The organism is Orrella dioscoreae, assembly GCF_900089455.2.
GTDB lineage: Bacteria > Pseudomonadota > Gammaproteobacteria > Burkholderiales > Burkholderiaceae_B > Orrella > Orrella dioscoreae.
Genome location: NZ_LT907988.1, coordinates 3,644,753 through 3,657,437 on the forward strand (window position 1 = coordinate 3,644,753; position 12,685 = coordinate 3,657,437).

Here is a 12,685-nt window from a genome sequence, read left to right on the forward strand (position 1 = left end):
CATGAGCACTGCCGACACCGTGGTGACGGGCAGCATCGACGTCACCCGCGAGGACGCGATCGTGACGGTGACGCTGAGCCGTCCCGAGAAACTGAATGCGCTGACCGTCGACTTGTGGCGGGACCTGGGCGATGCCTTCCTGGCATTGTCCGAGGACGACTCGGTGCGCTGCGTGATCCTGCGCGGCGCGGGCGAGAAGTCCTTTTCGCCGGGCAACGACATCGGCGAATTCACGACCTCGCGCGCCAACAAGAAGCAGGCGCTGGTGTACGGGCAGACCATGCGCCGCACCATCGAAGCCATCTCCGATTGCCGCCATCCCGTGGTCGCCCAGATCCACGGCATCTGCGTGGGCGGCGGCATGGAGCTCGCCAGCCTGGCCGATATCCGCATCTGCGGCGAAAGCTCGCGCTTCGGCGTGCCCATCCGCAACCTCGGCCTGGTGATGTCCTATTCGGAGCTCGGCCCGCTGGTGCGCCTGGTGGGACCTGCCGTGGCGGCGTCGGTGTTGATGGAGGGCACGATCTTCGGCGCCGACGAGGCGCTGCGCCTGGGCGTGGTCACCCGCGTGGTGCCCGATGCCCAGGTGCAGGCCGAGGCCCAGGCCACGGCGCGCCGCGTCGCCGAGGGCGCGCCGCTGGTGGCGCGCTGGCACAAGAAATTCATCCGCAACCTGGCGCAAGGCAAGACGCTGACGGCGGAGGACCGGGACGAAGGCTTCGATTGCTTCGACACCGCGGACTTCCGCGAGGGCTACCAGGCATTCCTGGAGAAGCGCCAACCGCGTTTCTCTGGGCGCTGAGCAAGGAGTACAGACATGACGACCCCCAACAACCCTCCCGGCGCGCTGGCCGGCCTGCGCGTCATCGAGCTGGCGCAGATCATGGCAGGCCCCACCTGCGGCATGATGCTGGCCGACCTGGGCGCCGACGTGATCAAGGTGGAAAAGCTGGACGGCGGCGACGACGCGCGCCAGTACCGCGACCCGATCATCAACGGCGTGTCCGCGCCCTTCCTGATGCTGAACCGGAACAAGCGCGCCATTGCGCTGGACCTGAAGCATCCGGAGGGCAAGGCGGTCGTCATGCGCATGATCCGGGAGTCCGACGTGGTCACCGAGAACTTCCGCAAGGGCACCATGGAGAAGCTGGGCCTGGGCTACGAGACCCTGCGCGAGGAGAATCCCGGCCTCATCTATTGCGCGATGTCGGGCTATGGCACCACCGGCCCCTATGCCGACAAGGGCGGCTTCGACCTGATCGCCCAGGGCTTCTCGGGCCTCATGAGCATCACCGGCGTGCCCGGCGGCCCGCCGCTGCGCACCGGCAACTCGGTGGCCGACATCAATGCCGGCCTGCTCGCGGCCTTCGGCATCCTGGCCGCCTACCAGCACAAGCTGCGCACCGGCGAAGGCCAGCGCGTGGAAACCTCGTTGCTGGAAGCCAGCCTGCAGCAGCTGTATTGGCATGCCGCCATCTATTTCGGCACGGGCGAATCGCCCGGCCCCTCGGGCGCCGCCCACGTGCTGACCGCGCCCTACCAGGCCTTCCCCACCGCCACCCAATGGATCATCATCGGCGGCGCCAACGAGAAGAATTGGACGCGCATCGCCCAGGTGCTGGGCAAGCCCGAGTGGATCGACGATCCGCGCTATGTGCGCAACAGCAACCGCATGCAGAACCGCGACAGCCTGACCGAGGCCATGACGGCCATCCTGAAGACCCGCCCCGCGCAGGACTGGCTGGACGCCTTCGACGAGGCAGGCGTGCCCGCCGGCCCGGTCCACTCGGTGGGCGAGGCACTGTCGCATCCGCAGACGCTGGCGCGCGGCATGGTGGTGGAGCAGGAACACCCCGTGGCCGGCCCGGTGCGCACGGTGGGCATGCCGGTGAAATTCTCGGCCACGCCGGCGCGGTACCACCGCGCGGCGCCCCGGCTGGGCGAGGACACCACCGCCATCCTGGGCGAGTTCGGCTACGACGAGACGAAGATCGCGGCACTGATGGAAGCCGGTGTCGTGCGTGCCGTCGAACAGACGCCCCAACCGGCCTGACCCATCCGTAAAAAGGAAAGACGGGCCGGAAACCAGGGACACCCTGGATCCGCCCGCCAGGCGCCACGCGGCGGGCTCTGCCCTGGCGTGGCGCCTCATTTTCCGGGGGTTTTCCCGCAAGCCCGGCGGTGTGTTCACAAAAGCGCCTTGCAGTATCGGTTATGCTGGCCCGACCTTCACTACGTCCCCTGGACAATGTCAGATCCCTACCCTGCTGCCGACGCGGACGCGTCGCGCCCCTCGAAATCCTCCAACAAATCCCTGCTGGATCGCGTGTTCCGGCGCCTGCGCCGCGAACCTGAAGATCGGGACAGCATCAAGGCCGCACTCGACTCCGCGCACGAACGCGACCTGATCGACGCCGAGTCCTACTCCATGATCAAGGGCGCGCTCGACGTGTCCGAGAGCACGGTGTCCGACATCATGGTGCCGCGCTCGCGCATGGACATGCTGGACATCGCGCAGCCGCTGCCCTACCTCCTGTCCGCCATCATCGACGCTGCCCATTCGCGCTTCCCCGTCTATGAAGACGAGCGCGAGAACATCATCGGCATCCTGCTCGCGAAAGACCTGCTGCGTTGCATGCTCGAGCCCGATCTCGACCTGCGCTCGCTGGTGCGCCCGGCCGTCTTCATCCCCGAGTCCAAGCGCCTGAACGTGCTGCTGCGCGAGTTCCGGATCAACCGCAACCACCTGGCCATCGTCATCGACGAGCACGGCGGCACCTCGGGCCTCATCACCATGGAAGACGTGCTCGAGCAGATCGTCGGCGACATCGAGGATGAATACGACGTCGATGGCGAACAGACCATCTTCCCGGAAAGCGACGCCAGCTGGCGCGTGACGGCCACCACCGACATCGATCACTTCAACGAGACGCTGAAGGCCGCGCTGCCGGAAGACGACTACGACACCGTGGGCGGCTGGCTGGCCGCCGAACTGGGCCGTATCCCGCGCCGCGGCGACACGGTCGAGCGCGATGGCCTGGCCATCGAGGTCGTGCGCGCCGACGCCCGCCGCGCCCTGTGGCTGCGCGTGCGCCGCAGCATCGTCACGCCGCCCGCCGACACCCCGTCGACCGAGTCGTGAGCGTGGCCCAGGCTGCCCGCGGACGCCTCGCGGTCGCTGGCGGCCTGCTCGCCGCCGGCATTCTCCACGCATTGAGCTTCGCCCCCGGCCCCCTGCCGGGGTGGCTGCTGCCCCTGCTGCATCTCGTCACCCTGGCCGTGCTGGTGCGCGCCAGCCTGACGGCCGCCACGCCGCGCCGCGCTGCCTGGGGTGGCTGGCTGTTCGGCCTGGGCATGTTCTGCACCGGCGTGTACTGGCTGTATATCAGCATGCACACCTACGGCTTCATGCCGGCGCCCCTCGCGGCGGGCGGCGTGCTGGCGCTCTCCGTCTATCTGGCCCTCTATCCCGCACTGGCCGCTGGCCTCACGCGCTGGCTGCTTGCGCCGGGCGCCGCCGCCAGCACGCCCCGCATCGCATTGACCTGGGCAGCGGCCTGGGCGGCGGGCGAATGGCTGCGCGCCACCGTCTTCACCGGCTTCCCCTGGCTCAACGCGGGCTACGCCCATGTCGACAGTCCGCTGGCCGGCTGGGCGTCCATCGTGGGCGTGCATGGCGTGGCATTCGCGGCGGCATTGTCCGCCGCCGCGCTGGCCCTGCTCTGGCCCGCGCTCGGCGCCGCAGGCCGCGACGGCGGCCCCCGCGTCATCGGCCTGCGCCATGGCGCGGCAGTGCTGGCCACGGGCATCGCCCTGGGCGGCTGGGGGCTGGCGCAGATCCAATGGTGGCGTCCCGCCGGCGAACCGCTGCGCACGCTGCTGGTCCAGGGCGCGGTCGACCAGAACGACAAGTTCGACCCCGCACGGCTGCAGGCAGGCCTGCAACGCCACCTGGCGCTGGCCGCCCGGCCCGCGCAGGATGCCGCGAATCCGCCCGCGCTCATCGTGCTGCCCGAGACCATCATGCCGGTCTTCCAGGACCGGCTGGCGCCGGCAGTCTGGCAGGCCTGGATCGACCTGGCCGGACAGCGCGACGCCGCCATCCTGATGGGCGCGCCCATCCATGCCCGCGCGGCGAACACCATCACCAACAGCGTCATCCGCATCGATGGCGACACCGCCCTGGCCGACCTGCAGGCAGGCCAGCCCGGCCATCGCTACGACAAGCGCCACCTGGTGCCTTTCGGCGAGTTCATCCCGCCCGGCTTCCGCTGGTTCGTCGAGGCCATGTCCATTCCGCTGGGCGACTTCAACCGCGGCCCCGCCCGGCAGACGCCGTTCTCGGTGGACGGCCAGCACGTCGCGCTGAACATCTGCTATGAGGACGTCTTCGGCGAAGAACTGCTGCCCGCCCTCTTCCCCGGCGACGATGGCTCGCCGGGCGCCACGATCCTGGTGAACGTCAGCAACCTGGGCTGGTTCGGCGACTCCTGGGCCCTGCGCCAGCACCTGCAGATCGCGCGCCTGCGCACCCTGGAAACCGCCCGCCCCATGCTGCGCGCCACCAACACCGGGGCCACGGCCGTCATCGGCCCCGACGGCGTGGTGCAGGCTGAATTGCGCGCCATGCACGCAGGCACCCTGGACGTCTCGGTGCAAGGCACCAGCGGGCTCACGCCCTATGCCCGCGTGGGCAATGTTCCCGCAGTGGGCGGCATCGTGCTGATCCTGGCCTTTGCCGCCTGGCGCCGCCGCGCGCGCCATGGCTGACGACACCCCGCGCTATCGGCTGCAGATCATCGACAGCCTGGCCGAGGTCGATGCGGCCGACTGGGATGCCCTGGCCGCAACCGCCGGCTGCCTGCTCAGCCACGCGTTCCTGCACGGTCTGGAAGCGACCGGCTGCGTCGGCGAAGGCACCGGCTGGCTGCCGCGCCACGTCCTGCTGCGCGACGAGGCGGATGGCTCGCTGGCCGGCGCCGTGCCCCTGTACCTGAAGGGGCACTCCTATGGCGAATACGTCTTCGACTGGGCCTGGGCCGAGGCCTACGAGCGCCACGGCCTGCGCTATTACCCCAAGTGGCTCAGCGCCATTCCCTTCACGCCCGTCGGCGGCACGCGGCTGCTGGCCCGAGATACCGCCACCCGCGACGCGCTGGCCCGCGCCCTGCCCGCCATCGCCGAGGAAAGCAGGCTGTCTTCGCTGCACGTGCTGTTTCCGCGCGAGGACGAAGCCCGTGCCCTGGCCGAGGCGGGCTGCATGCTGCGCGCGGACACGCAATTCCATTGGCGCAATGCGGGGTGGTCCGGTTTCGAGGATTTCCTGGCCAGCCTGTCCCAACCCAAGCGCAAGAAGATCCGCGCGGAACGCCGCAAGGTGCAGGAGGCTGGCGTCAGCACGCGCGTGGTGAGCGGCGGACAGATCACCCCCGAACAGTGGGCGTTCTTCTACACCTGCTACGCCGCCACTTATCGCCTGCGCGGCAACGATCCCTATCTGACGCCCGACTTCTTCACCCACCTGGGGCAGGCCCTGCCTGAACACTGCGTCATGGCCCTGGCGGAACGGGACGGCCGGCAGATCGCCGCCTGCCTGCTGCTGTCAGATATCGTGGAGGGGGAAAGACGGTTGTACGGCCGCTACTGGGGCGCCGTGGCCGACGTGCCCTGCCTGCATTTCGAGCTGTCGTACTACACGCCCATTGCCTGGGCGATTGCGCAAGGCGTGTCGGTCATCGAAGGGGGCGCGCAGGGTGAGCACAAGCTGGCGCGAGGATTCCTGCCTGTGCCGACACGATCGGCGCATTGGCTGGCGCATCCGGCGTTCGCGCAGGCCGTGGAGGATTTCCTGGAACGGGAGTCACGGGGGGTGGAGGCGTATGTGGCGGAGCTGGGCGGGCATTCGCCTTTCAAGCACGGCGCCTGACAGACCCGGATCCTCGACACGCAAAAAATACGCGCCGACGGGCGCGTATTTTCTTGGGGCAGACCTGATCCTCGGCCGCGCTCAGCTCATGTACACGCCACCATTCATATCGTAGTTCGCCCCCGTCACGAAAGCGGCTTCATCCGACGCCAGCCAGGCGCACAGCGCGGCCAGCTCATCCGGCCGCCCCAGGCGGCGCACGGGGATGCTCTCGGTCAGGCGGTCGAGCATGGCGGGCGGGAAGGCGCTGATCGTCGCATTGGCGATGAAACCCGGCGACACCGCGTTCACCGTCACGCCGCGCGCCGCCACTTCCTGCGCCAGCGAGCGCGTGAAACCCAGCACCGCGCCCTTGGCGGTGGCATAGTTGATCTGGCCGATCTGGCCTTTCTCGGCCGCCACCGCACCGATATTGATGATGCGGCCCCAGCCGCGTTCGGCCATGCGGTCCACCACCTGCTTGGTGATGTTGAAGAGCGTGTCCAGGTTGCTGCGCAACACGGCCGACCAGTCGTCATGCGTCATCTGCTTGAACAGCATGTCGCGCGAGGTGCCGGCATTGTTCACCAGCACGTCGATCTCGCCGATCTCGCGGCGTACCTTTTCGAACGCGGCCTGGGTCGACTCCCAGTCGGTGGCGTCGCCTTCCGACGCCACGAAGTTGAAACCCAGGGCCTTCTGCTCGCGCAGCCAGGCCACGCGGCGCTTGGAGCTGGGGCCGCAGCCCGCCACCACCTGGTGGCCGCCGCGGGCCAGCGCCTGGCAGATGGCGGTGCCGGTGTTTCCCATTCCGCTGGTCACGTAGGCGATACGCAAAGTCATGATGGATCTCCTTGGAAGGCAGTGATCAGGCGGCGGCGCCATAGAGGGGGAAGAGCGAGAGGGCGAGGCCGGCGAACATCATGACCAGGCAGACCAGCACGGCCCACTTGAGCGTGAAGCGCTGGTGATCGCCGAAATCCACGGCGGCCATGCCGACCAGCAGGTAGGTCGAGGGCACCAGCGGGCTCAGCAGGTGCACGGGCTGGCCGATCAGCGAGGCGCGCGCCATTTCCACGGGCGAGATGCCATAGCCCTGCGCGGCTTCGCTCAGGATGGGCAGCACGCCGAAATAGAAGGCATCGTTGGACATGAAGAACGTGAAAGGCATGCTGACCACGGCGGTGATGACGGCCAGGTAAGGCCCCATCGCATCCGGGATGATGGCCAGCAGGCTGCGCGACATGGCCTCGACCATACCGGTGCCCGAGAGGATGCCGGTGAAGATGCCCGCGGCGAAGATCAGCGCAACCACCGACAGCACGTTGCCGGCGTGATGCGCCACGCGGCGGCGCTGTTCGGCCAGGTCGGGGTAGTTGATCAGCAGCGCCACGGCGAAGCCGATCATGAAGAGCACCGGCAGGGGCAGCACGCCCATCACCAGGCTTATCATCAGGACCAGCGTCAGGCCGGCATTCACCCACAGCAGCTTGGGACGGCGCAATTCCTCGTCGACCTCCATGGCCGGCAGGTTGCGCACGGTTTCCTCGTCGTAGCTGCCGGCCGACATGCCCGGCAGCGTCACCTTGCCCAGTCGGCGGCGTTCGCGCAGGCCCAGGTAGACCGACAGCGCCAGGATGGCCAGGATGCTCGCGCCCATCGCGGGCACCAGCGGCACGAACACGTCGGCCGGATCCACGTGCAGCGCGCTGGCGGCGCGGGCCGTCGGACCGCCCCAGGGCGTCAGGTTCATGACGCCGCTCGACAGCATGGCCAGACAGGTCATGTTCAGCGCGTTCATCTTCAGGCGGCGGTAAAGCGGCAGCATCGAGGCCACGACGATCATGTAGGTGGTCGAGCCATCGCCATCCAGGGAGATCATCAAGGCCAGCACCGTGGTGCCCACGACGATACGCAGCGGATCGCCCTTCACGATGCGCAGGATGCGGCCGACGATGGGGTCGAAGAGGCCCGCGTCGATCATCACGCCGAAGTAAAGGATGGCGAACATCAGCATGACGCCCGTGGGCGCGATCTTGCGCAGGCCGTCCAGCATCATGTCGCCCATGCCGGCATGGAAACCGCCGATCAGCGCGAAGATGATGGGCACCAGCACCAGGGCGACAAGCGGCGACAGGCGTTTCATCATGATCAGCGTCATGAACGCGATCACCATGCCGAAGCCGAGCAGGGTCAGGACCATGGGGGGGTATCTCCAGTGTTTATGTTCTTGTGTGCCGGCCGGAGACCGGCAGCGCCGGCAAGATTAGGGACGAAACCTGTCGCCCACCTGTCGTATGTGGGCCCCCACGCCGCGCCTTCGGCTTGCTGCCCCCCAAGGGGGCGCTTTTTCCCTTGGGGCGGCCCGGCGGAGAAAAAAGCCCCCACGCCGCGCCTTCGGCTTGCTGCCCCCCAAGGGGGCGCTTTTTCCCTTGGGGCGGCCCGGCGGGAAAAAGACCCTGCCAACGAAGTAGTCAAAGCGCTGTGCGACAATTTTCGGCATGCGCATACTGGTCATCGAAGACGACGAGGACTTGGCCGACGCCCTGGTGCGCCGGCTGCGGCGCATTGGCCATGCGGTCGACTGGCAGCACGACGGCCTGTCCGCGGGCAGCGTCCTGGAGTACGAGCACTTCGACCTGGTGGTGCTGGATGTCGGCTTGCCGCGGCTCTCCGGCATCGACCTGCTGCGTCGCCTGCGCGAGCGCGGCGACCGCACGCCCGTGCTGATGCTGACGGCGCGCGCCGACATCGAAGACCGCGTGCATGCCCTGGACATCGGCGCCGACGACTATCTCGCCAAGCCCTTCGATTTCCGCGAACTGGAAGCCCGCTGCCGCGCGCTGATGCGCCGTCCCAACGGGCAGACCACCGAGACCCAGCGCTTCGGCAACCTCGCCATCGATGGCGCGGCGCGCCAGATCATCATCGATGGCAAGCGCCAGGACCTGCCCAACCGCGAATACAGCCTGCTGGAAATCCTGGTGGGCGCGCTGGGCCGTGTCGTCAGCAAGGACGAGATCTCCCGCCGGCTCTTCGGCTTCGACGACGAAGCCGGTCCCAATGCCATCGAGGTCTACATCGGCAGGCTGCGCCGGAAACTCGAGGGCACCCCGCTGCGCATCGAGACCCAGCGCGGGTCCGGCTACCTGGCGTCGCTGCGCGAGGATGGCCGCGAAGGCGCCGGCCACGACGCAGCGCCCTCCCCGCTTTCCTGACACCATGGCCACCGCTGCCGCGCCCATCGCCATGCGCCCGCCCGGCCCCTCCATCCGCCGACGCCTGCTGCTGCCGCTCGTGATGCTCTTCATGGTCGGCATGGCCGCGCTGTACTGGGGGGTGCGCGGGTATGCCAACCAGGCGGCCAACACCTCCTTCGACTACCTGCTGCGCGCCTCGGCCCTATCGCTGAGCGACAGCCTGCAACTGGTGCGCGGCCAGTGGCAGATGGACATGCCTTACGCCGCACTGGCGCTGCTGTCCCAGGCGCCGCGCGACCGCGTGTTCTATCGGGTGACGGACATCCACGGCAAGCGCATCACCGGCTATGCCGACCTGCCTGCGCCACCCAGCCGCCCTCGCCTCGATGGCGACATGCAGGTCTACGACGCGCCCTACCGCGGCGAAATGGTGCGCTTCATGGCCTTGCGCCGCCAGGTGGCCGGCCCCGAGGCCTCTGCTGGCGCCATCGTCGAAGTCGGCCAGACCCGGCAGGCGCGCGACGCGCTGGCGGAAGACATCCTGTGGCGGGCGACGGTGCTGCTCATCCTTTTCACCGCCGCCGTGCTGGCGCTGGTGTGGTGGGGCGTGTATCGGTCCCTGCGGCCCGTCGCGCGGATCGAGCGGGAACTCGCCACGCGCGACGCCTCGGAACTGCAGGCCATCGCCACGCCGGTGCCGGTGGAACTGGAACAGCTGGTGCGCACGCTGGACGGCTTCATGGCGCGCCTGTCCACCAACCTGGACACCTTGCGGCTCTTCATCGCCGAGGCCGCGCATCAATTGCGCACGCCCCTGGCCGCGCTGCGCGCGCAAGTCCAGGTGGCGCTGGACGAGGACGACCCCGCCGAACAACGGCGCAGCCTGCAAGCCGTGCTGCGCAACGCGGAAAGGCTGTCGCGGCTGGTCAACCAGCTGCTGAGCGACGCCAGCGTGAATCACCGCAGCAGCCTGCAACGCTATGAAGCCGTGGACCTCCTGGCCATCCTGCGCCAGGCCCTGCACGAGAGCGTGCCGCAGGCCGACCCGCAGCCGGACGTGAGCCTGCAGGCGCCTGCCGCCAGCGACGGGCCTCCCATGCTGCAAGGCGATGCCCTGATGCTGCGCGAGGCCTTCAAGAACCTCATCGACAATGCCCTGCGCCACGGCAGGCGCCACGGCGACGGCGCCGCCCCCTGCGTGCGCGTCAGCCTGTTGCGCGACGGCGCCCAATGGTGCGTGACGATCTCGGACGACGGCCCCGGCATTCCCGCCGCGCAGGCGCACACCATCTTCGAACGCTTCGTGCGCGGCCCGCAGGCGCGCAGCGAAGGGGCCGGCCTGGGGCTCGCCATCGTGCAACGCGTGGTGCGGAGCCACGGTGGCAGCATCGACCTCAGCAACCGCCCCGGCGGCGGCCTGGACGTCTGCGTGCGATTGCCTGGGGGCCTGACGACATGAGCCCAGGCATGCGCATGCTTTCCTGCCAGGCCTTCAGGCGTCGCGCCACGGCAGCCTTGCTCGGTCTGGCGATGACGCTGGCGATCCCACTTGCCCACGCCAGGGACTACGAAGTGTTGACGCTGGGCCCCGACGATGCCCGCGACGTCCTGGTGGTGGATGCGTCCACCAACACGCAGGTCTTCCTGGGCGTCCTGCGCGATTTCAGCGCCTTGTACCCCACCATCCGACTCGTCTATACCGAGTTGCCCACCCAGGTGCTGTATGACGCCGCCGTCACGCGCGCCGAGGCAACGCCGGGCAGCCTGGACGGGCCCGATGTCGTCATCAGCAGCAGCATGGACCTCCAGGCCAAGCTGGCCAACGACGGACTGGCCCAGCCGCATGTCTCGCAGGAAACGCTTGCCTTGCCTGGCTGGGCGCGCTGGCGCGACGAGGTATTCAGCATCGGCGCCGAGGCCATGGTCATGGCCTACAACACGCAAGCACTGACATCGGAACAGGCGCCGCGCACGCGTCGGCAACTGCTCGCCATGCTGCGCGACCCCGCCCTGCCCCTGCAAGGGCGCATCGGCACCTACGATGTCGAACACAGCGGCATCGGCTACCTGGCCGCCACCCAGGACACACGCCTGGACAGCATGGCGGGCACGCTGCTTTCCGCTTTCGGCGCCAATGCGGTGGTGGTGGATCCCTCTGCCGATGAAACGCTGGACAGGCTGGCGCGCGGCGAGATCTCGCTGGCGTACAACGTCCTGGAATCCTATGCGTTGCGGCGCATCGCCGACGGCGCGCCGCTGGCGGTGGCTCGCCCCGAGGACTACACGCTGGTGGTGTCGCGCGCGGCAATCATCCCCAAGCAGGCCCGCCGACCGGACCTGGCCGCCAAGTTCCTGGACTATCTGTTGTCGGCCCGCGGCCAGCACATCATCGTGCGCGAATCGGCCATGCTGCCGGTGCGCCCCCTGCCAGGCGCGAGCACCGACGGCGCACCGTTGCGGCCCGTGGACCTGGGCGTCGGCCTGCTCGTCTATCTGGACGAGCTGAAGAAATCCTATTTCCTGCGGACCTGGCACGCGGCGCTTTGTCTCGATTGCGGACGTCCGGCAGCCGCGCTTGAATCGGCAAGCGAATAGGCCGTTGGATGGGACAGCGATGGATGCCCCCAACTTTTTTCACTTTTTTTGTCGATGGACTTGCACAAGCCGAAAAACATGTGCATAATCTCGTTTCTTCGCTGCTGACGCAGCAAACTTCAGAAAAAAGCAGGGCTCTGAAGGGTGCGCGACAGATCGCTGGAAGATGAAAAATCGGTGGAATCAAAACCTTCACTGACGACGCATCCAACGGGGGTATAGCTCAGCTGGGAGAGCGCTTGCATGGCATGCAAGAGGTCAGCGGTTCGATCCCGCTTACCTCCACCAACAAACCTTGGTGGCTGGCGAAGATGCAGTAAAGTCGTTCAGCAGTAAAATGTGACGCAGTACAAAGTGAAGCAGTAAAAAGGCAGTAAGCGCAGCACGGTCCTGTCCCCTTCGTCTAGAGGCCTAGGACATCACCCTTTCACGGTGAGTACAGGGGTTCGAATCCCCTAGGGGACGCCAAGCATTATCGCTGGGTGTTATTGCAGTAAGAAGTAAGTCATACCGCTGCGGAGCGGTAGTTCAGTTGGTTAGAATACCGGCCTGTCACGCCGGGGGTCGCGGGTTCGAGCCCCGTCCGCTCCGCCAAAAATTCCAAGGCCCTGCATGCGAAAGCTGCAGGGCCTTATCGTTTTCATCCCCCATTGTTATCGCCATTCTTGCGGTAATACGCCTGCGAGGCCCGCAGGTAACAAAAGTCCCAACTCTCTCCATTTCCGCTCGCGCTTGCAACCGCGCATTGCAAGGCCTGTGGCATTTCCCCTCCGTGCCACTGACTCGTCTTTATCCAGGGACCGTCCCCCTGCAATAAAGCCTGTCATTTCGACACAGCTTACGGAGCGCCCGGTTCCCACAATGAGGCTCAGGCTGGACAGGCAGGGCAAGCGCGATCAGACCGCGCCCGCCATCTGGCCCTCACCCCATGGAGACCGGCACGCCCCGACCAAGGCACGGCGCCTCGCGCCCGCCCGGGTGCTCA

10 protein-coding genes and 3 tRNA genes are annotated in these 12,685 nt (G+C 67.7%); 11 read left to right on the forward strand and 2 right to left on the reverse strand.

Annotated features, from left to right (window positions below; translation table 11 throughout):
* The first annotated feature begins 1 nt into the window (after position 1).
* The 5 genes from ODI_RS16865 to ODI_RS16885 all read left to right on the forward strand — a co-directional run bounded on the left by ODI_RS16865 (position 2) and on the right by ODI_RS16885 (position 5,926).
* On the forward strand, positions 2–802 hold the full coding sequence (locus ODI_RS16865; protein WP_067756968.1) for an enoyl-CoA hydratase/isomerase family protein: 801 nt from the start codon (positions 2–4) through the stop codon (positions 800–802).
* 15 nt (positions 803–817) lie between these two features.
* Entirely contained in the window at positions 818–2,053 is a 1,236-nt protein-coding gene (locus tag ODI_RS16870) for a CaiB/BaiF CoA transferase family protein (protein WP_067756965.1), read from the forward strand.
* A gap of 195 nt (positions 2,054–2,248) precedes the next feature.
* A complete protein-coding gene (locus ODI_RS16875; protein WP_067756962.1) occupies positions 2,249–3,142 on the forward strand; it encodes an HlyC/CorC family transporter in 894 nt (297 codons plus the stop codon).
* 2 nt (positions 3,143–3,144) lie between these two features.
* Positions 3,145–4,770 (forward strand): apolipoprotein N-acyltransferase, encoded by a 1,626-nt coding sequence (lnt, locus tag ODI_RS16880; RefSeq protein WP_067756959.1) that lies wholly within the window; start codon positions 3,145–3,147, stop codon positions 4,768–4,770.
* Positions 4,763–5,926 (forward strand): GNAT family N-acetyltransferase, encoded by a 1,164-nt coding sequence (locus ODI_RS16885; RefSeq protein WP_067756977.1) that lies wholly within the window; start codon positions 4,763–4,765, stop codon positions 5,924–5,926. The genes lnt and ODI_RS16885 overlap by 8 nt, the downstream gene beginning before the upstream one ends.
* 81 nt (positions 5,927–6,007) lie before the next feature.
* On the opposite strand, the gene phbB is transcribed toward ODI_RS16885, so the two are convergent.
* Positions 6,008–6,748, reverse strand: a complete 741-nt coding sequence (phbB, locus tag ODI_RS16890) for an acetoacetyl-CoA reductase (protein WP_067756956.1) — start codon at positions 6,746–6,748, stop codon at positions 6,008–6,010.
* A gap of 25 nt (positions 6,749–6,773) precedes the next feature.
* Complete coding sequence (locus ODI_RS16895; protein WP_067756953.1) at positions 6,774–8,108, reverse strand: CitMHS family transporter; 1,335 nt, start codon at positions 8,106–8,108, stop codon at positions 6,774–6,776.
* Positions 8,109–8,406: 298 nt separating this feature from the next.
* On the opposite strand from ODI_RS16895, the gene ODI_RS16900 reads away from it, so the two are divergent.
* From ODI_RS16900 to ODI_RS16925, 6 genes are all read left to right on the forward strand, one after another.
* A complete protein-coding gene (locus ODI_RS16900) occupies positions 8,407–9,123 on the forward strand; it encodes a response regulator transcription factor (protein ID WP_067756950.1) in 717 nt (238 codons plus the stop codon).
* A gap of 4 nt (positions 9,124–9,127) precedes the next feature.
* Positions 9,128–10,564, forward strand: a complete 1,437-nt coding sequence (locus tag ODI_RS16905; RefSeq protein WP_067756974.1) for a sensor histidine kinase — start codon at positions 9,128–9,130, stop codon at positions 10,562–10,564.
* Positions 10,565–10,572: 8 nt separating this feature from the next.
* Positions 10,573–11,700, forward strand: a complete 1,128-nt coding sequence (locus ODI_RS16910; protein ID WP_331716302.1) for an ABC transporter substrate-binding protein — start codon at positions 10,573–10,575, stop codon at positions 11,698–11,700.
* Positions 11,701–11,912: 212 nt separating this feature from the next.
* Positions 11,913–11,988, forward strand: a tRNA-Ala gene (locus tag ODI_RS16915).
* Positions 11,989–12,092: 104 nt separating this feature from the next.
* Positions 12,093–12,168, forward strand: a tRNA-Glu gene (locus tag ODI_RS16920).
* Positions 12,169–12,217: 49 nt separating this feature from the next.
* A tRNA-Asp gene (locus ODI_RS16925) sits at positions 12,218–12,294 on the forward strand.
* The last annotated feature ends 391 nt before the right edge of the window (positions 12,295–12,685 follow it).